This window comes from Paenibacillus pinihumi DSM 23905 = JCM 16419 (assembly GCF_000422505.1).
GTDB lineage: Bacteria > Bacillota > Bacilli > Paenibacillales > Paenibacillaceae > Paenibacillus_D > Paenibacillus_D pinihumi.
This window is the reverse complement of record NZ_AULX01000028.1, coordinates 100,894-119,621: the sequence shown is the minus strand read 5'-3', so window position 1 is coordinate 119,621 and position 18,728 is coordinate 100,894. Positions and strand designations below refer to the sequence as shown.

General features: G+C 49.0%; 17 protein-coding genes and 1 pseudogene. 13 read left to right on the top strand and 5 right to left on the bottom strand.

The window, feature by feature from the left end:
- The 5 genes and pseudogenes from H583_RS35275 to H583_RS32550 all read left to right on the top strand — a co-directional run.
- Positions 1-2,982, top strand: a pseudogene (locus H583_RS35275) (hypothetical protein); the annotation flags it as partial.
- Between the two features lie 9 nt (positions 2,983-2,991).
- Positions 2,992-3,252, top strand: coding sequence for a hypothetical protein (locus H583_RS32555; protein WP_051236299.1), 261 nt, complete (start codon positions 2,992-2,994; stop codon positions 3,250-3,252).
- Between the two features lie 45 nt (positions 3,253-3,297).
- Positions 3,298-3,597 carry a hypothetical protein gene (locus H583_RS0110740; protein WP_028560474.1) on the top strand — a complete coding sequence of 100 codons (300 nt, stop codon included), beginning with the start codon at positions 3,298-3,300 and terminating at the stop codon, positions 3,595-3,597.
- 5 nt (positions 3,598-3,602) lie between these two features.
- Positions 3,603-3,881: a phage holin family protein gene (locus tag H583_RS0110735; protein WP_028560473.1), complete on the top strand. Its 279-nt coding sequence runs from the start codon at positions 3,603-3,605 to the stop codon at positions 3,879-3,881.
- The gene (locus H583_RS32550) at positions 3,865-4,518 is read left to right on the top strand and encodes a glycoside hydrolase family 73 protein (RefSeq protein WP_051236297.1); all 654 of its coding nucleotides are present in this window, start codon (positions 3,865-3,867) and stop codon (positions 4,516-4,518) included. Before H583_RS0110735 ends, H583_RS32550 begins: the two co-directional genes overlap by 17 nt.
- A 226-nt stretch (positions 4,519-4,744) precedes the next feature.
- Here the strand turns inward: H583_RS32550 and H583_RS0110725 are convergent, their stop codons facing one another.
- Together H583_RS0110725 and H583_RS0110720 are read right to left on the bottom strand one after the other, a co-directional pair.
- Positions 4,745-5,065 carry a toxin-antitoxin system HicB family antitoxin gene (locus H583_RS0110725; protein WP_028560472.1) on the bottom strand — a complete coding sequence of 107 codons (321 nt, stop codon included), beginning with the start codon at positions 5,063-5,065 and terminating at the stop codon, positions 4,745-4,747.
- 77 nt (positions 5,066-5,142) lie between these two features.
- Entirely contained in the window at positions 5,143-5,367 is a 225-nt protein-coding gene (locus H583_RS0110720) for a type II toxin-antitoxin system HicA family toxin (RefSeq protein WP_028560471.1), read from the bottom strand.
- Positions 5,368-6,169: 802 nt separating this feature from the next.
- On the opposite strand from H583_RS0110720, the gene H583_RS0110710 reads away from it, so the two are divergent.
- The 6 genes from H583_RS0110710 (at position 6,170) to H583_RS0110685 (ending at position 13,007) form a co-directional block, all read left to right on the top strand.
- On the top strand, positions 6,170-7,297 hold the full coding sequence (locus H583_RS0110710) for a deoxyribonuclease IV (protein WP_028560469.1): 1,128 nt from the start codon (positions 6,170-6,172) through the stop codon (positions 7,295-7,297).
- 40 nt (positions 7,298-7,337) lie between these two features.
- A complete protein-coding gene (purU, locus tag H583_RS0110705) occupies positions 7,338-8,213 on the top strand; it encodes a formyltetrahydrofolate deformylase (protein WP_036709169.1) in 876 nt (291 codons plus the stop codon).
- A gap of 116 nt (positions 8,214-8,329) precedes the next feature.
- Positions 8,330-9,007, top strand: a complete 678-nt coding sequence (locus H583_RS0110700) for a response regulator transcription factor (protein ID WP_028560467.1) — start codon at positions 8,330-8,332, stop codon at positions 9,005-9,007.
- Positions 9,004-10,371 (top strand): sensor histidine kinase, encoded by a 1,368-nt coding sequence (locus H583_RS0110695; protein WP_028560466.1) that lies wholly within the window; start codon positions 9,004-9,006, stop codon positions 10,369-10,371. Before H583_RS0110700 ends, H583_RS0110695 begins: the two co-directional genes overlap by 4 nt.
- A gap of 157 nt (positions 10,372-10,528) precedes the next feature.
- Positions 10,529-12,241: a S41 family peptidase gene (locus H583_RS0110690; protein WP_028560465.1), complete on the top strand. Its 1,713-nt coding sequence runs from the start codon at positions 10,529-10,531 to the stop codon at positions 12,239-12,241.
- A gap of 184 nt (positions 12,242-12,425) precedes the next feature.
- Positions 12,426-13,007 (top strand): spore coat protein, encoded by a 582-nt coding sequence (locus tag H583_RS0110685; RefSeq protein ID WP_028560464.1) that lies wholly within the window; start codon positions 12,426-12,428, stop codon positions 13,005-13,007.
- A gap of 82 nt (positions 13,008-13,089) precedes the next feature.
- Here the strand turns inward: H583_RS0110685 and H583_RS0110680 are convergent, their stop codons facing one another.
- Positions 13,090-13,791 (bottom strand): AIM24 family protein, encoded by a 702-nt coding sequence (locus H583_RS0110680; RefSeq protein WP_028560463.1) that lies wholly within the window; start codon positions 13,789-13,791, stop codon positions 13,090-13,092.
- 7 nt (positions 13,792-13,798) lie between these two features.
- Positions 13,799-14,278 (bottom strand): SH3 domain-containing protein, encoded by a 480-nt coding sequence (locus tag H583_RS0110675; protein ID WP_028560462.1) that lies wholly within the window; start codon positions 14,276-14,278, stop codon positions 13,799-13,801.
- A 422-nt stretch (positions 14,279-14,700) separates the two neighbouring features.
- Here H583_RS0110675 and tkt point away from each other — a divergent pair, with 422 nt between their 5' ends.
- Positions 14,701-16,719 (top strand): transketolase, encoded by a 2,019-nt coding sequence (gene tkt, locus H583_RS0110670; RefSeq protein ID WP_028560461.1) that lies wholly within the window; start codon positions 14,701-14,703, stop codon positions 16,717-16,719.
- 100 nt (positions 16,720-16,819) lie between these two features.
- On the top strand, positions 16,820-17,137 hold the full coding sequence (gene ppnP, locus H583_RS0110665) for a pyrimidine/purine nucleoside phosphorylase (RefSeq protein ID WP_028560460.1): 318 nt from the start codon (positions 16,820-16,822) through the stop codon (positions 17,135-17,137).
- 76 nt (positions 17,138-17,213) lie between these two features.
- Here ppnP and H583_RS0110660 read toward each other — a convergent pair whose 3' ends face one another.
- Positions 17,214-18,653, bottom strand: a complete 1,440-nt coding sequence (locus tag H583_RS0110660; protein ID WP_051236295.1) for a CAP-associated domain-containing protein — start codon at positions 18,651-18,653, stop codon at positions 17,214-17,216.
- Positions 18,654-18,728 lie beyond the last annotated feature (75 nt).

The following is an 18,728-nucleotide window of genomic DNA, read 5'->3' as shown; positions in this document are numbered from 1 at the left end:
AACAAGATAGAGACGGACCAACCCAGTCTGTTCGACGGTACGGTATATGGGCGGACGTTGGTTAACTGGGAGCCGGAAGGAAACTTCGAAAAAGACAGCAATAACGATGGTGTTGCGGATGGCTGGATATCAACGTTTGGAAGTGGAGGGCCAGGAATACCGTCCAGGACAAAAGGAAAATTTGGTGATTGGGCACAGAAGCTTATTTTTTCCACATCATCTAACCCCCGGATATATAAGAATCTTAATCTTGATTCAAGCAAAAGGTATTTAGTTACAGCATGGATCAAAGCTAAAGGGAATTCGACTCGTTTCAGGGTAGGAAATGGGTCGCACACTGCTGATACAACATTTGCTAACCTCGCAGTATCGGCGGCAGAAGATTTTGTGTTTTATAATGTTTTACTTCCTGCGAACACACCGAAGATTAACATTACCTTAATGATGCAGGATGCAGGATCAGCAGAAACTGATGAGTTCACCATTGATGGCGTTTTTGTCATCGATATCGGCTCGTCAGAAGTGTCTGAAATTCCGCTGCTTAGTAAAAACGAGTTGGAAATGAGGTACGGAAACTACATCGACGGTATGCAATCCGTCCGGGGAGCGCTGATCGAGCATCCGGGGCGTAACCTTGTTCCCCCTGCCACAAATGTCATAACACAAGCATCATCATCAACTGTTATTGCTTTAGGCACAAACTTAATTGAGTTGACCACGACGGCAGCACATGCCAATGCTTTTATAGTAGTCCCAGTAATTCCAAATCAGCAATATGCTGTGTCTGTTAATTTGGAGGGTGGAACAGATTTTGCTATTTACACTGATTCAAACACTCCTTCCTCCATTGTTGGATACGGAACTACACCAAAGACTTTCAATAGTGGCAACAATAATGCTGTACGCTTTTATATCAGGAATATTGCTGCCAGCACTCGTAGGTTTTCGGATATGATGATCGTCCTTGGCGGATTGGAAAAGCTTCCGCCGTCATTTGTTCCGCGGGAAGACCAGCGGATTATCATTGATGAGGTGCTGCGTAGCCTGCCGAATGGTATAAGGGATCAGGTGGGTATCCTTGATCGAACAGTTACACGGTTTGTCAAAAGCATTCCGCTTGATGCATCTTATACTTGGGCATTTGATACCTCCTACACGGGTTACAAGCGGATTCGGGTAGCGAATGGGAATTTTGGCGGAGTAAATGACACACATATAGCAGCGCGATTTGACGGGAAACCCATCCCTTATACATCAGTGTGGGACAGCGCAGACCAGATAAGGTTAATCAACGATTACATCTATTTGACAGTGGATAACGCTGTGAGTGGATGGATTGACAGCATTAACCCTAGCGGTAATGCTGTGAAAGCACTGCTCAATGGCTGGAGAGCTTCAACTAATAACGGTTCAACATATACCGGGTGGGTGTCTATTCTTGACGGCAGCGCACCGCCAGTTGGTACCGGACCAGAAACATATGTAATTGCAAATAAGGCTCCGGGCTGGACGAGTTACGGTACGTTGCAATACCAGCTCGCCAAGCCAGTAACCGACCCTGCGCGGATTGAGGGTGCAATCAGCCTGTTCTCCGGCGTAAATGTGCTGGAGATGAAAGATGCGGTGGTACTGCGGGAAAAGGTAAAGCCGAAACTTGATGGCAATAATTATTTCATTCAAAGTCGAGAAACTCCCGCATTCTGGGGAGAAAGCCGCACGAAATACCGCACCGTAAGCTTTTTGGCAGTTTATAAAGGTAAAGACATCGAGAAGGATTGGATTATCGTTGAGGGGCGTAATTACACAAATAAAGCGGCAAGCTTGGTTGACCCGACAGCCGAATACTACGTCTCCTACATTATGCTTGACCGATATGCCTATTCCGCGGCTGTACAGGAAACTACTGTTTTTTACGCCGGGAATCTCGGAACGGCAGTGTCACAAAATACGCAGCAGATAGCGCGGCTGACGACAAAGACAGATGTACAGGACTCCCGGCAGACTGAGGACGGAGCACATATCGATAACCTGCGCAAAGACTTGGGCCAGCCTCAATCGCTGCAGACCAACGATAAGACATCCGCAGTTGCCGCTATTAATGAGGTACGCGCCAGCGGCGTAACCACGGCGCAGGGGCTGGAGACTGTATCCACATTGAGTAATAACCGCAATGGATACGGCACAACAGCCGGTACCAGCACGGCATACACCGTCACGATTAGTCCGGCGCCTGCGCTGGTTGAGGGACTGCGTGTAACTGTAAAGCTGCACGTCTCCAATACCGGAGCTGCCACACTCAACTTCAATGGTGCCGGTGCCAAGCCGATACTCAAGAGCAACGGCAGCACGCTATTAGCAGGTAACCTGCGGCAGAATTCGGTGTACACGCTGGTCTATAACGGAACGGCTTTTATCTTACAGGGTGAAGGGGGTGAGTATGGAGACGCGGTTGCAGCGGATGTGCTGGCTGGCAAGACGATTGGCACAGAGGCGGGGCTTGTTACTGGTACAATACCGGTTCGGGGCGCAGGCGGTACCGTCACACCGAAGACAACAGCACAAACCAAAGATGCCGGTTACTATAGCAGCCCGATAACAATAGCGGGAGACAGCAATTTGATTCCCGGCAACATTCTAACGGGCAAGTCTATTTTCGGCGTTGCTGGATCGGTCAAACGTGCTGCTGAGGGGACCACTACATTAAGCGGTACATTTGACACCCGAAACATTACTGTAACCGGCTTGGACTTTACGCCGCGAGTGATAAATATAGTCTGGCAAGACATTTTTGGCACATTTTATACCTCTCGTAATGTAAGCCATTCAACACTTAATTATTTGGTTCGTACATCCTGGAACAGCAGTCCGGATGTTTATAATTATCCATTGAGATGGACGATTGCAGTGGGATCATTTACTTTTGCAATAGACTATGCTGCTTCGGAAATAGGCCGCCCGGTAAACTGGTACGCATCTGAATAGGAGGTATGTATGGAGATAGGACGCAAGCTTTATTACGATAGGTCATCCGGCGATGTCATCGTAGATACTGGCCAGCGGGCGGGCAGCGTTGTGCCTACAACAGTTGAGCAGGACTATGCTGCATACAGGGCATTGGCGGTCCGTCTGCCGGATACGGTTGGGCTGCTGCAACTGGGTTATGGAGATTATGGGCAGGACTTTGCCGAGTGTATTGGGTACCGAGTGGACCCGGATACGGAGCAGGTCCTGTTTTTGATGAGAGATAAATAACGGCGGGCTCCTAACGGGGCCTTTTTATTTTGGGGAGGTATGGGGATGGATTGGACAGCGGTTATATCTGTTGCTGCAGCACTCAGCGGCTTAATGCTTGGTTGGTTAGGGCGTTCGCGCACAGTTAAACAGGATACGGTGGCTGAGGCTGCCAAGGACGCTACACTACGATCAGATATGGACTACATCAAAAGGGGCGTAGATGATATGCGGGTTGAAATAAGGATGCAAGGCCAGCGGTACGATGATCTTGCCGAACGAGTGACAAGACTTGAGGAATCTTCTAAACAAGCACATAAAAGATTGGATGCCCATGAGGGTAACACAATAATTCATAGGAGCTGATAGACATGGAATGGAACATTATTTTTGAATTGATCGATCCGCGGCTAATGGTCGTTGTAGCAGCATGTTGGATTTTGGGAGTGGCCCTTAAGCATACTCCCGGCGTGCCGAGCTGGAGCATTATTTATCACGTAATCATTGCGGCTATCCTGCTGAGTGTCTGGCTGATTGGCTTCGGTCCGGAATCTGTTATTCAGGGCGTGCTTGCTGGCGCATTTGCTGTTTTCGGGCATCAATTCGTAAAGCAGGCAAAGGAGGCTCGTACAAATGACAAGGATGTCTAGGCCGGCATTTATCCAACATCTGGCCCCAATCGTCCAACGCGTGCGGGCTGAGGGGTCGCCCATGTTCCCATCGGTGAGATTAGCCCAGAACATCCTTGAGACCGGCTGCATTATCCATCCCTGGTACAACCTTGGCGGCATCAAGGTAGGCAGCGGCAAGCCTAATGCCTATTGGCGGGGGAAGGTCATTAATAAGGGCACATGGGAAGTTTACGGCGGCAAGACGGTCAATATCACGGCGGCATTTCGGGTTTACGACACCTTGTATGACTTTTACAAGGATCAGGATCTGCTCTTTGCATACACCCGATACGCGCGAGTAAGAGCTGCCAAAACGCCGGAGGAGCAGGCTGCCGCTCTCTATGCCTGCGGGTATGCAACTGATCCGCAGTATGCTGCAAAGCTTATGACAATCATTAAGTCGGAAGGGCTTACCAAATATGATGTAATTCAGGAGGATGAGTATATGAAGTTAACAGGGGAGCAGCAAAAAATGCTGGTCGCTGCGTTGCAGCAGCTGCTGGATAAAAAGGTAATCGGGGATAAGGCTTGGCTGGATAAAGCTTCTAAAGGAGATCTGACGCTGTCGGAGTTGACCTGGCTTAATACGATTATCATGGCGCGGCAGGTGAAATAATACTTTATAAAGTTTCAATCCACGCACTCACATGGAGTGCGACGAAGGTGGAGGGGCGGGAGCTCAGGAACTGGAGTTTCAATCCACGCACTCACATGGAGTGCGACCTGAGCCGCTCAACATAAAACGGGTGAGCATATCCTTTTTTAAGCCCCATTAATACTTCTCTCATCAGTTTCAATCCACGCACTCACATAGAGTGCGACATGAAATAGATCAACATGAACTACTTGCTCAGTTTATACAGCATATATTGATTCAAGGATATGCCTTCAAGATCTGCTTTAACGGCCAACTGTTGATGCAGGGATTTCGGAATTCGCAAAAGGATCTTTCCGCTATAATCATCTTTAGGTTCCGGGATCGGGTCGCCATGCTCTAATTTTACTTCCAGCCATCCGGAGCGGGCTTCATTCATATTTTCCAGCAGCTCCGCAACGTCATCACCGGTACTTTGGCAGCCATCAAGCTCGGCATAGGTGCCGTAGAAGTATTTGCCACTCTCGTCGTGGATCTCTTTAATAATAAGCGTGTACGGGAGTGACATGTAATAACTTAGGTCATGTTCCATGAATTAAAGCAAGGGTCAGTGTGATATAATGTAGGAGTACGGGGAACCGGGGGCTAACCCCCGATTCTGTTAAGTACATCCTTTACGTAGACCGCCTTGAGTGGTGTATCCTTCTTTATCGTTATAACGTCTCCAGCGTTATTGCGAAACTGGCAGTGGCTTCCGTTCTGCCTCACGTTTTTGTAACCGTGAGCTTCAAGCACTTTAGCTGCTTCCGTGAAGGCTATTCCATTCGGGCGGTTTCTCATCTTATCAATGAGTTTTTCGACCCTTGCCATTCTCAACCTCCTTTCTAATTATATGATATCATATATGGTATCATTTATCAATGGTTTTGTTTAAATTTAGCATTGAATTATTAGTTAATATTGAATTACATATAGATGTTTGATATTCTAAAAATACCTTAGCAATTGGTTACTGCGAGGTACATTTTTAGCCCCTGATCTTGCCGTCAGGGGCTTTTATACTGCATTGAAACACGAACATATATTTTCTATAATGTTTTTGGGGTGAGTTCGATGCTAAGGGATATTGATCGTAAAGTGTTGCGGATCTGCTACAATTTCATAGTTGCTCGGAATAGGCCGCCCTCAATTCATGAACTTTGCATAAAGACCGGCAAACAGACTGGAGAGATTAAGTATATTCTTCGGCAGCTTGCCGATAAGCAGTTTATCCAATGGGATTCGGATCAACATAATCGGATGAGGGTCATTCAGCCGTGGGAATTTAAATTTGGAAAGTAAGATTAAGGATTACGTAAAATGAGCCGTAAGGGAGTTATCCCCGCGGCTCATTTCTCTCGCCTACCCGCGATTTTTTTTATTAAAAGTAGCCCCAAACTTAGCCCCACTTCTATACCTCTTAATACCACAATATCCTGATTAATTACGTTTTTACCTCTATTTTTACCGTTAAAACCCATTGATGCAGACTTTGAGCATTACTAGATTTATTTCGATATTACCTGTAAAATAGGAGGGACAAGTACAGCATATGAACCGCTTGCTGTGATGGATATGCTGGATAGAAGCATGAATTCAAAAACTGCTTATATTCCAAAGGAGAGATGTTACCATGTTAAAGATCGGCTCTCACGTTTCTTTTTCCGACAAAGGCTTGCTAACGGCTGCTAATGAAGCTGTATCCTACGGCTCAAGCTCTTTCATGATCTATACGGGCGCGCCGCAAAATACAAGACGCAAACCGATTGAGGATTTATATATCAATGAAGGCAAGGAAGTTATGAAACAGAGCGGGATCGACGAGATTGTCGTCCATGCCCCATATATCGTAAATCTTGGCTCATACAAGGAAGATACGTTTGAGCTGGCTGTCCGGTTTTTGCAAGAGGAAATCCGCCGTACCGATAAGATTGGTGTACGCAATATTGTCCTTCATCCAGGCGCATATACAGACAAGGACGCGGAATATGGAATTGCCAGAATTGCCGAAGGGCTTAATGAAGTGCTGGAAGGCACCAAGGAAACAAATGTCAATATTGCACTTGAGACGATGGCTGGCAAAGGAACCGAGATTGGCCGCAGCTTCGAGGAAATTGCCGCGATTATTGACAAGGTGCGTGATAATGAACGTCTGACTATATGTATGGATACTTGCCATATGCATGATGCGGGCTATGATTTGACCAATGATCTTGACGGCGTACTGCAGCGCTTCGATCAGATTGTGGGGCTGGATCGTGTTGCTGTTGTACACATCAACGATTCCAAGAACCCGCTCGGCGCGGCCAAGGACCGTCACGCTCCGATTGGTGCAGGCTGGCTCGGCCACAATACAATTAAAAATGTCGTACACCATGAGCTGCTTGCCGGCAGACCGTTTATTCTGGAGACACCATGGATCGGCAAGGAAAGCAAATCCCAGCGTCCAATGTATGAGACCGAAATCGCCCTGCTGCGAGGCAATGCCATGGAACGCTTTGGTGATTCTTTCTTTGATCATGTAGAGCGTCTGCATCATTTCTTCGGCAAGGAAGAGATTGATGCGCGTACCTACGTATTGGGAACCTGGGATATCATCAAAAGCGATGCGAAGGCCAGAAAGGCTGATCCGCGTGAACCGATGGACAGGCTGTATGATCTTGTTGCGGAGCACAAGGTGCTGCCTGACCTCAATGAAGAAGAAATCAACCAGCGGATTACCGCCTGGTTCGCAGGCAAGTCCCTGCTGGTGGAAGCATAGAATTTTGTAAGAGAACAATAGCAATGGGGGAACTATTCGAATGACGCAGTTGCAGCAATATAAAAATAATCGGGCACGCATGCTAATTTCCTGTCCGGACCGTCCGGGTATTGTGGCCGCGGTATCTCAGTTTTTATACGAGCATGGCGCTAATATTATTCAATCGGACCAATATACAATGGACCCTGAGGGCGGCATGTTCTTTATCCGGTTCGAATTTGAGCTGAATAATATGGACAAGGAGCTTCCGGTTCTGCAGGAGGACTTCACCCGTGTTGCAGACCGTTTCGATATGAAATGGCACACATTCCGTGCCAGCCGCAAAAAACGCCTTGCGATCTTTGTATCCAAGGAAGATCACTGCCTGCTTGAGCTGTTGTGGCAGTGGAAAGCCGGCGATCTGGATGCCGATATTGCGATGGTAATCAGCAACCACAATGATATGCGCGAAGTAGTGGAGTCCTTCGGCATTCCATATCACCATGTTCCGGTAACTCCGGAAACAAAGGCTGAAGTTGAGAAGAAGCATCTGGAGATTGTTGGCGACAAAGCGGACCTTATTGTATTGGCACGCTATATGCAAATTATTCCGCCGAAATTTATTGAGCATTTCCCTAACCGTATTATTAATATTCACCATTCTTTCCTTCCGGCATTCATCGGGGGCAGCCCTTATGCTCAAGCTTACAAACGCGGGGTGAAAATTATCGGGGCTACCGCGCACTATGTAACGGAGGAACTCGATGGCGGACCAATCATTGAGCAGGACGTTCAACGTGTAAGCCACCGTGACAATGTAGAGAATTTGAAACGGATTGGCCGGACAATTGAAAGAATTGTGCTTGCCCGTGCTGTGAAATGGCATATTGAAGACAGAGTGATTGTCCATCAGAACAAAACTGTCGTTTTTAACTAGTCGAACAAGGCTGCAGGGGAGTTCCCTTGCAGTCTTTTTTTAAGCTGCTGTACCTGTACGAGCTTGAGGCAGTCTCTAATACATACAAGCGAGTTTTCGAAGGGGTGCAATACCATATGGCCAAAATTTTAATTGTGGATGACGATGCGCATATCCGTGAATTGATCGCTCTTTTTTTGCAAAATGAAGGCTTTGAAATTGTGGAATCTCCAAACGGTGTCGAGGCACTGTCCGTGATGGGGAATACTTCAATCGATCTGGTCATACTCGACATTATGATGCCGCATATGGACGGCTGGGACCTGTGCCGGGAAATTCGCAACCGCTATCCGGACATGCCGCTGCTGATGGTAACGGCCAAAGGGGAATCCGGGCAAAAGGTAAAGGGCTTTCAACTCGGGACAGACGACTACCTGACAAAGCCCTTTGATCCGATGGAACTGGTCATGCGCGTCAAAGCTTTGATGAAGCGTTACCGGATCTCATCATCTCAAAGTGTAAAGATTGGCAGATTGGAGCTGAATCGTAGTACCTTCAAATTGCTGCGGGATGGAGAGGAACTGGCTCTGCCGCTTAAAGAATTTGAATTGCTGTTCAAGCTTGCGAGCCATCAGGGACAGATTTTTACAAGGGAGCAGTTGATTGTGCAGATTTGGGGAGTTGATTATGAGGGGGATGACCGGACTGTTGATGTCCATATCAAAAGGCTGCGGGAACGATTCGCCGACGATGCCTCCTATTTCCAGATTGAGACGGCCAGGAGCCTGGGCTACCGGCTTGTGGTGAAAGCATGATCAGAACTCTGTATGTCCGCGTTGTCCTTACTTTTTTGGCCGTTATCATTGTTGCTCTGGTGTCTGCTTTCCTGATCAGCATTATGATTTTTGAGAAGGAATTAAAGGACATTCAAATCAAGGAAATGACAACTGCGGCAGAGGATATGATTCGTGTATATCAGCAGACGCCTGATCAGGACCGGAAATCATTCATAATGAATATTGTGAAGCTTCTGTCCTACCCGGCACGGATTTACAAAACGGATGGCGAAGTGGATGTTTACGGTTGGGAGATTGATAAAAAAGGGGAGCAAATATTGCCTGAGCACGTAAGACAGGTACTGTCCGGAGAACCCTATTGGTCGGAGAACAGCAGTGAAGTCATGTTTGGAGGCTTGCCTTTTCAGTATAAAGGGGAGTCCTACGCTCTGTTTTTGAAGCCGTCCGGCAAAAATGAACATACGATTACGAGGTTGTTTTTCACTATACTTGCTCTCGTACTCGGAATTGGAAGTCTGGGCATTCTTATTGCTGCAAGGTACCTGGTTAAGCCGCTGAAGATGATGACCAAGGCAACCAAGCGGTTGGGTAAAGGGGATTTTGATGTTGTGCTGCAAATGAAGCGCAAGGATGAATTTGGCACTCTGGCACAAAGTTTCAATGAGATGGCCAGCGAGCTGAAGCAGCTGGAGCAGATGCGGCAGGATTTTGTGTCCAATGTCTCTCATGAAATCCAGTCGCCGCTGACATCGATCTCAGGCTTTGCCAAAGCACTCAAGCTGAGCCATTTGGTCTCTGATGAGAAGCGGAATTATTACTTGGATATTATCCTTAAAGAGAGCGAGCGGTTGTCCAGGCTTAGTGACAACTTGCTTAAATTGGCTTCCCTGGACATCCAGCAGCATCCTTTCGAGCTGCAAACCTTCAACCTTGATGAGCAGATCAGACAGACCATGGTCGTGTGTGAACCGTTATGTATTACAAAAGATATTCATATTGACCTGTGGTCGCCCCCTGCCCTCAAGATACAGGCTGATACGGATCTATTAAGCCAGGTATGGATGAATTTGATTGGCAACAGCATTAAATTCACACCGGATGGCGGACAGATTTTGATTGATATCAGCTTTAATTCATCCGATTACATCATTTCCATTACTGATTCCGGGATCGGTATTGCGGAAGAAGATCAGAAGCATGTATTCGACCGTTTCTACAAGACGGACCGGTCGCGTGACCGCAGCATTAACGGGAGCGGATTGGGGCTGGCAATTGTGAAAAAGATTATTGCTCTCCATCATGGCAGCATTGAGGTCAAGAGCGCCCTTGGAGAGGGAACAACCTTTATTGTCAGGCTGCCTAAAGTATTTCCTGCCGGCTGAACGAATTATGAAAACCAAGTTTGGCAAAACAGGCTAACCGGAATTCCGGCTTTGGCCTTTTTTTGTTGCGAAGTTTCAATAGTTCATGCTCCGTTCATAATTTTGCAATAATCTGAGTAAAACACAGATCTAACATACGAGGCTGGAGGCACTCAAGATGAACGTAGTCGTGGAAGTATTGGATTCGTTTAAGTGGCTTACCGTTTTTACGATGCTGCTTTGCGTGCTGATTGTGGTCATCCTGGTTGGATGTGCACTGCCCGTAAGGAAGCGCTATAGATGGTTTGGATTTTTGCCGGGGGTGGGGATTCTGTTAGCTGCAGGCAGTATGGTGTACGGTGATTTTTCGCTGCCGTCCCTGGTTCTCTACGGTTTGACAGCAGTCATATTCATTTGTACATGGAAATTTACATTTTATGCGTTCCGTCCATCCAAGCCAGTTACTGCCAGACGCGGTCCCAAGCTTGCCGTGGCGGTCGCCGCATTATGCGCTTGCGGCCTGGTCCCCATTGTAATGGCATTAATGTATGCAGGAGAGATGCGCTATAACCCTGTGAGCAAACTCAGCGGAATGAGCTATACCGGGGCATTCACGGAAATGAACGACAGATTGTCCAGGGAGTATCCGTTTGGGGTATGGAAGAAAGTAGACTGGGAACAGCTCGAGAAGCAGTACAAGCCAATATTTGAAAAAGCGGAGAAAGAGCAGGATAAGACACTGTATTATAAAACGCTCCGTGACTACCTGTACGCATTCCGTGACGGACATATCCGGATTGTCAATGAGCAGCTTTTTGACGGCAATGAAGTATTCAAAGAAGAAGCCGGAGGCGGCTTCGGACTGAGTGCGGCCCAATTGGATGACGGCAAGATCCTGGTGACACTCGTATTGAAGGATTCGCCTGCCGACAAAAGCGGCATCAAGACAGGCGCAGAACTTGTGACATGGAATAGCCAGTCCGCGCAGGCAGCCCTTGATCAAGCGACCTGGAGCGAGACTCCATCTGCGACAGATGAGGTCAAACGGATTAATCAGGGGCGGTTTATGGTAAGGGGTGCGATTGGCCAGACGGTGCAGGTAGAATTCAAAAATAACGGCGAGCAGGAAATTAGGAAAGCACAGCTAACGGCTTATGACGATCAGTTTGAGACATTGAAGCTGACAAGACCCAAGCTGAAAAAAGAAGATCCTCCATTTGAAGCAAAGCTGCTGGACAACGGCTACGGTTATATGAAAATCAGACATTTCCTGGCGGAGGAGATCTTTTCGGGACCGGGACAGACAGTCGAAAGGGAACTGAAATTCTTTCAGCAAGCCAAGGGAATTATTATTGATCTTCGGGACAATCCGGGCGGTGAGGATCAGCTGGCAGCCAAGTTTTTAGAATACTTCGTGGGTGAAAAGAATTTTTATGAATATGCCAGTTACTACAACCGAATGACAGGCGACTTTGAATTGAACCAGCCGGAGACGACATTTGTCAACCCGTCGGCTCCTGTCAACTTCGCAGGTAAAATTGCAGTCCTGATCAACAGCAGAACAGCCAGTTCGGGAGAAGGAGTTCCATTGGTTTTAAAAGGGTTGCCGCGCGTGAAAGTTGTCGGTTTTACATCAACGGCCGCTTCCTTCGGGCTGTTGTCGGTTCCCATCGAATTTGAAATGCCGGAAGGCTATATTTTGCAGTTCCCGGACGGGAGATCGCTGAACTACAGCCAAACGATTCAGGTAGACAGCAATTATAGCGGGCAAGGCGGGGTAGCCCCTGATGTCAAAGTACCGCTCAATGAGCAAACCTTCAAGCAAAAATATATCGACGGACAGGATGTCGAATTAAATTATGCAATTGAAGCATTGGACAGCATGAAGTAAGCCCATTTCAATTTTCGAAATGGGAAACGATCAATTTCGGCGAACAGCGTCTAAATGGCCTTGTTTTGTGGCAGACTTTCTGAGAGTGCTCCTTTGATATTGCGATGCACCATGACTACCCGCTTCAGCGCCCGCGATGCTGCCGGCATGAAGCAGGTACAACAACACAAAAAGGAGAGTTTACATGCCATTTGGAGCCAGAGAGACGCTGGAAGCCCATGAAATATTAACGGAAAAGAAAAATGCAATTGAGCAGCTGTCCTTTTACGCGGCACAGGCTCAAGCTCCGGAGCTAAGATCTATATTGGAGAATCAACTGGGCAGCATGAAGTCAGGCTACAATCAAATGGTCGGGTATACCCACGATTATTCTGCCGCTCAGGCAGGGGTACCCACATATCAGCCGCCACAGCTAAGCCCGGAGCATATCCGCTATGGCTTGCGCCATCCTGCTGACCAGCAGGTGCAGCTAGGGGGAGGGAGCGCAGCGCTCTTCTCCGACGGGCAGATTGCAAGCTACGCGCTGACCTGCCATAAGAACGGGGCTAAAAATCAGATGAATGCTGCGCTTGAGTGCGCAGATCCGAACGTCCGCCAGATGATGATAGACGGATCGCTGAGCTGTGCCAATCAGGCATATGAGCTGTTTGCTTATATGAACCGCCAAGGCTCCTATCAGATTCCGACGATGCATGACCATACAGCCAAAACCTACCTGCACTTATACCATCCGGTTCAGCAGGAGGGAGGCCCGATTCATTATTAAACGGCGTTTGATACCCGTGAAACGGAAGCCGTACAAGCAACAAACCGGCCCTGCCGCAGATCAACCTGCGCGCAGGACCGGTTTATTTGATGAAGACGCCTCCAAACGGCAGCACCTCACGGAGAGTCCGGCGGATAAGGCCATCCTGGCGCAGCTGTCCTTCCAGCTGCGGATCAGTGGAAGCACCGGTTTGAATGAGCACAGGACCTGTCCCTTTCAGCTCCCATTGCACCCGCATATGCTGGCTTGCCAGGGAATTGCCGTAGACGCTCAATTTGATTTGAGCCTTTTCCGGGTAGGCAAGCAGGCAGCCCGCGTCCACATAAAGCGGTACTTCCTCATCCAGCTCCAGCGATTCCATATAGCCTGTGGACAGCAGACCGAGGAAGCCCGGGCCTGTAAATTTGGTACGGACCCATTCTTTTGTAATGACTGCATTTTTGAAGGATTGCAGCCGGTTCTGCATCAGCATGCCATCGGAGAAGAACAGGACACTGCGAAAATCAAACAGCAGGTTGCTTTCAACATCAATTGGAACCACATGCAGCTTGCAAACGGGAGGGAGTGCGATCAAAAGCTCTGCCGGTCCAGTAATTTTGGAACGAATCCATCTCCGTTTCCGGTACATGCCCTTAATATCCATGAACCGGTCCTCGCGTCCGGAGGGCAGCCCTTTGTAGGCGATAATCTGATTGGGATGCAGCACATGCAGCTTGTCTGTCTCTGTCAGCTTAACGGTTACGTGGCCGCTTTGTGAGTGCTCGTTGGCTCCGCTGAATTGCAAGGCAGCTTCAACTCCTTCGTTTGGCCTTCATAATGCGAATCGTTCTGCTTTCGCGGCGCCAAATGAGGATGCGGATGACTCTCATGGCGAGAAAGCCGGCGACAATAATGCCCACAATGGCGGCAGTTACGGTTAGCATTTTACGGATAATGACCGATTTGTTCTGTTCCTGCTCTTCGAGCTGTGCGAGCCGTTCTTCAAGGCTGCGGTTCTGCTGGGCAAGCCGTTCATTCTCTTCCAGCCATTTGCGCTGCTCTTCTGCGAGCTGGCGGCTGCTCTCCAGCGCTTCCTTACGAACGGAATCCAGCTCTTCCTGCTGCTGCCGGATGAGATTCTCATAGCTCTCCTGGAATTCTTCCAGCTTGTCCGGCGCTTTATATATATCCCGAATCCGGTCAAACCAGCCTGCGTGGGCTGGAGCAGGCGCGAAACTTGCTGCCAGCAGCAAGCAAAGGGGAAGTGCAACCATCCATCGTTTCCATACCATTTGGGCGATCACCTCTTAAAGCTTATTTTACCTGTTTTTCCGACGATCTTCTACAGGACCAGGGATTAGATTCGGCAGGATAAAAGCCGGGGTGAAAAAATTGGATTTCAGCAAAATTCCTGGTGAAAATTGTCACCTTCTGTTAAAGACGCAATTGCTCAGGGGATGTTGCAGCCGGTTCTTTTGCGAATTGTATGGAAAACAGAACGGCCAAATGGTACAATATTTCAAAGCGATTGCGCCGAATTTGGCGTAAACCTGAAGGATTCCAGAAAATAATTCCGTTTTTTTAACAAATACAAGAAGGCTTGAGCCGGAAGGTTCAGTGCCGGCTTGTATTTCTGCGCGAAGCTTGTCCATTATACTTAGTGAGCGCAATATGCAAGATGTTTAGGCAATCAGGAATAGGAGGAAGCAACATAATGACAGTTACTAACAAGTCTGTTGACCAGCTATCGATCGATACGATCCGGACACTCGCAATCGATGCGATCGAGAAAGCCAAATCCGGTCACCCGGGAATGCCGATGGGGGCAGCTCCAATGGGGTATCAATTGTTTGCCAAATCGATGAAGCACAATCCATCCAACCCAAGCTGGGTGAACCGGGACCGTTTCGTTTTATCCGCAGGGCACGGCTCGATGCTTCTCTACAGCCTGCTGCACCTCTCAGGCTACGATCTTCCCCTCGATGAAATCAAAAACTTCCGTCAATGGGGCTCCAAAACTCCAGGACATCCGGAATTCGGACATACGGCCGGTGTAGATGCAACTACCGGACCGCTGGGCCAAGGGGTTGCAATGGCAGTTGGCATGGCCATGGCAGAGACTCATCTGGCAGCTACTTATAATAAAGACGGCTTTAACGTGATCGACCACTATACGTATTCCATCTGCGGCGACGGCGACCTGTCCGAGGGCGTGGCGAGCGAAGCGGCTTCCCTGGCCGGCCACTTGCAGCTTGGCAAGCTGGTCGTCTTGTATGATTCCAATGATATCTCCCTGGACGGAGAGCTGAGCCTTTCCTTCTCGGAAAATGTTCAGAAGCGCTTTGAGTCCTACGGCTGGCAGGTACTGCGCGTAGCGGACGGCAACGATCTGGAGGCACTGGCTAAAGCTGTCGCAGAAGCTCAGGCTGAGACAGTCAAGCCGACTCTTATTGAAGTGAAGACCATCATCGGCTACGGCAGCCCGAACAAAGGCGGCAAGGGCGGACATGCAGGCCCGCACGGTTCCCCGCTGGGCGCTGAGGAAACGAAGCTGACGAAGGAAGTTTACGGCTGGAACTATGAAGAAGACTTCTATGTACCGGATGAAGTCCGTGCTCATTTCGCAGCTGTCAAAGAGCAAGGCGAAAAGGCAAATGCAGATTGGGATGCCCAATTTGCAAGCTATAAGCAAGCTCATCCTGAGCTGGCAGTTCAATTCGAAGGCGCTGTGAACGGCGATCTGCCCGAGGGCTGGGACCGCGATCTGCCTGCTTACACAACTGAAGACAAGCCGCTGTCCACACGCGTTGCTTCAGGCAATGCGCTGAACGGTCTGGCTGCCAATGTGCCAAGCCTTCTGGGCGGCTCTGCTGACCTGGAGAGCTCGACAATGACTCATTTGAAAGGCCTTCCGGTCTACAATGCAAGCAACTATGCAGGACGCAACGTCTACTTCGGTATTCGTGAGTTCGCAATGGCTGCTGCAATGAACGGCATGCTGCTGCATAGCGGTGTGAAGGTGTACGGCGGTACATTCTTCGTATTCACGGACTATCTGCGTCCGGCAATTCGTCTGGCTGCGATCCAAAAACTGCCTGTAGTGTACGTGCTGACGCATGACAGCATCGCGGTTGGTGAAGACGGCCCTACGCATGAGCCGATCGAACAGCTCGCTTCCATCCGTATCATTCCGGATCTGACCGTTATCCGTCCGGCTGATGCGAATGAAACCTCTGCTGCATGGGCTTATGCGTTGGAGAACAAATCAAATCCGGTTGCTCTTGTGCTGACCCGCCAGAATCTGCCGATTCTCGCAGGTGCAGTCGGACAAGCACGCGAAGGCATCAAGCGCGGTGCATATGTTGTCCGCGATGCTGCCAACGGCAAGCCGCAAGCCCAAATTATCGCTACAGGCTCCGAGGTACAGCTGGCTGTTGCCGCTGCCGAAGCACTCGCAGCCGAGGGCATCGAAGTTCGCGTTATCAGCATGCCGAGCTGGGATCTGTTCGAGAAGCAATCCAAGGCGTACAAGGATTCCGTATTGCTTCCGGATGTTAAGGCACGTCTGGCTGTTGAGATGGCTTCGCCATTCGGCTGGGAGCGTTATGTGGGCGATCAGGGCGCGATTCTGGGCATCAGCACATTTGGCGCATCCGCACCTGGCGACCGCGTCATCAAGGAATATGGCTTCACCGTTGAGAATGTTGTGAGCAAAGTGAAAGGGCTGCTGTAAGAAGCGGCTGATTCCACGAGCTTAAAGCATATATAATTGAACAGGCAGCGGCGGCATGGCAAAATGCACGTCGCTGCTTTTAAAAGGAGAGCCGAAAATTATGTCCCAATTCGAAAATGTAACGATTGTCAAAAAAGCAAATGTTTATTTTGATGGCAAGGTAACCAGCCGCGCAGTGCTGTTCGCGGACGGTACGAAAAAAACACTCGGCATCATGCTCCCGGGAGAATATGAATTCGGAACAGACGCCAAAGAAATCATGGAGATTCTCGCAGGTGATCTGAAGGTTCTGCTTCCAGGAGAAACCGAATGGGTGCATATTCAGGGCGAGGGTGAATTTATTGTCCCGGCTAACTCCAAGTTCAAGCTTCAGGTAACGGAAGTTTCCGATTACTGCTGCTCTTATATTAACGAATAGTCTCTTTCACAGAACTAAAAAAACAGCTATCCTGTACGCCCTTGACTTGAGGGCTGTAAGGATAGCTGTTTTTTCTTTACCTGAAGCTTGCGAAGTTCTGGGTATAGTACAAGCCATATTCGCTGTTCTTGATGAAAGCAACTCCAATGCCCAACTCTTTGTAGCCTTCCCGGAGAATATTGTCACGGTGACCCTGAGAGTTCACCCAGCCAGCATGGGTATAAAAGGCATTCTCATAGCCTGCTGCAATATTTTCTCCAAAGCTGCTTGCCGACTTCATCAGCCCGGCCTTGGTGAAGCGCTCACGAACCGAATCTCCGTCCGGCGAGGTGTGGCTGAAGAAATTGCGGGTTCCCATGTCTTTGCTGTAAGCGCGGGCAACCTCTGAAATCGGATCATTCCATATAAGCGGCTTCAGCCCGTTGCTGACACGGACAACATTGGTCAAATCCAGCAGCTCACGCTCATAAGCGCGCATCAGCTCTTGTTGGGAGGATTCGCTTCTTGTTGCATCATTTGCTTTCATTCCGGGCTGAAGCAGGAGAATTGCATCAATCTTATTGTGGTCCAGGGTATCAAAGAACAAGGTTGTCTCATATGAACTGCTTGTATAAGTAGCCCATCTTTGCTTGCTGTCCGGAAAGCCTGTTGGTTTGCCGAGTGATTCGGGCTTGATTTGTCCCTTCGAGACACCTACAGCTGCCCCTGAAACGGAGCTCCAGCCTCCTGCATTAGCATAGAGGGCGACTACTTTCCCTTGTACAATTCCGATTTGCGCGAAGCGGTTGTAGTTTTTGTTATAGACATACCATTGAAAATCATAAGCGGACGCATCTTTGCGATCCGGCTGTCCGAGGGTTGAAATAACCCGGGATTCCGCATCTCCGATCTGAATGCCATTCAGAGTCCAGTCCTTGGCAGCCTGTGCAGGCTGATTAAGTGCAGGCTGAAGCTCTTTCAAGCGGTAGATAAACGTCTGCGCCTCGGCCCGGGACAGCGAATCGGCAGCCTTGAAGCCTTCAACCGTATTCGTTGTTTTGCCGTTAGCCAGCCCCTGTTTCATTACATATTGAACCGCTTCATTAACAGACAGCGACTGGCCTTGTACGGCTGCCAGCAGCCTGGCAACCTGCCCTCTTGTAAAAGAGGCCCCTGACCCCTCAACAGGCCAGCCGAACGCTCTGGCAGCCTCATAATAGGGTGTATACCATGGGGAACCGGCAGATGGCTTATCTATGCCGGCTTCCGGGTAAGCACGCAGCAGCATGGCCAGGAATTCCGGCTCAGATACCGCCTGATTCGGACGGAAGGTACCATCCTGATAGCCTTGTACAATATGATGCTCCTGTGCCCACTGAACCGTTTTGTAAGCCCAGTGAGCAGGCGGAAGATCCGAGAATTGGATACTGCTGTCCGCATGAACGGGAACGACACCGGCGGCCAATGCCAGAATAACCGCCGAACTTGCTGCTATGCCAAGGCGGCGCTTCAACTGCGGCTTGTACAATTTCAACATAATAAACCCCCTCTTAAGTAGAAAAATGATGACTTAAGAGTATAGTAACACATTTTTTTGTCGAATGATGGGGTA

Excerpts from the sequence above, each read along its gene's own strand:
- H583_RS0110685 (WP_028560464.1), top strand. The coding sequence starts at position 12,426 with ATGCCATTTGGAGCCAGAGAGACGCTGGAAGCCCATGAAATATTAACG.
- tkt (WP_028560461.1), top strand. The coding sequence starts at position 14,701 with ATGACAGTTACTAACAAGTCTGTTGACCAGCTATCGATCGATACGATC.
- H583_RS0110740 (WP_028560474.1), top strand. The coding sequence starts at position 3,298 with ATGGATTGGACAGCGGTTATATCTGTTGCTGCAGCACTCAGCGGCTTA.
- H583_RS0110660 (WP_051236295.1), bottom strand. The coding sequence starts at position 18,653 with ATGTTGAAATTGTACAAGCCGCAGTTGAAGCGCCGCCTTGGCATAGCA.
- H583_RS0110725 (WP_028560472.1), bottom strand. The coding sequence starts at position 5,065 with ATGTCACTCCCGTACACGCTTATTATTAAAGAGATCCACGACGAGAGT.
- H583_RS32550 (WP_051236297.1), top strand. The coding sequence starts at position 3,865 with ATGACAAGGATGTCTAGGCCGGCATTTATCCAACATCTGGCCCCAATC.
- H583_RS0110695 (WP_028560466.1), top strand. The coding sequence starts at position 9,004 with ATGATCAGAACTCTGTATGTCCGCGTTGTCCTTACTTTTTTGGCCGTT.
- H583_RS32555 (WP_051236299.1), top strand. The coding sequence starts at position 2,992 with ATGGAGATAGGACGCAAGCTTTATTACGATAGGTCATCCGGCGATGTC.
- H583_RS0110700 (WP_028560467.1), top strand. The coding sequence starts at position 8,330 with ATGGCCAAAATTTTAATTGTGGATGACGATGCGCATATCCGTGAATTG.
- H583_RS0110690 (WP_028560465.1), top strand. The coding sequence starts at position 10,529 with ATGAACGTAGTCGTGGAAGTATTGGATTCGTTTAAGTGGCTTACCGTT.
- H583_RS0110735 (WP_028560473.1), top strand. The coding sequence starts at position 3,603 with ATGGAATGGAACATTATTTTTGAATTGATCGATCCGCGGCTAATGGTC.
- ppnP (WP_028560460.1), top strand. The coding sequence starts at position 16,820 with ATGTCCCAATTCGAAAATGTAACGATTGTCAAAAAAGCAAATGTTTAT.
- H583_RS0110710 (WP_028560469.1), top strand. The coding sequence starts at position 6,170 with ATGTTAAAGATCGGCTCTCACGTTTCTTTTTCCGACAAAGGCTTGCTA.
- H583_RS0110720 (WP_028560471.1), bottom strand. The coding sequence starts at position 5,367 with ATGGCAAGGGTCGAAAAACTCATTGATAAGATGAGAAACCGCCCGAAT.
- H583_RS0110675 (WP_028560462.1), bottom strand. The coding sequence starts at position 14,278 with ATGGTATGGAAACGATGGATGGTTGCACTTCCCCTTTGCTTGCTGCTG.
- purU (WP_036709169.1), top strand. The coding sequence starts at position 7,338 with ATGACGCAGTTGCAGCAATATAAAAATAATCGGGCACGCATGCTAATT.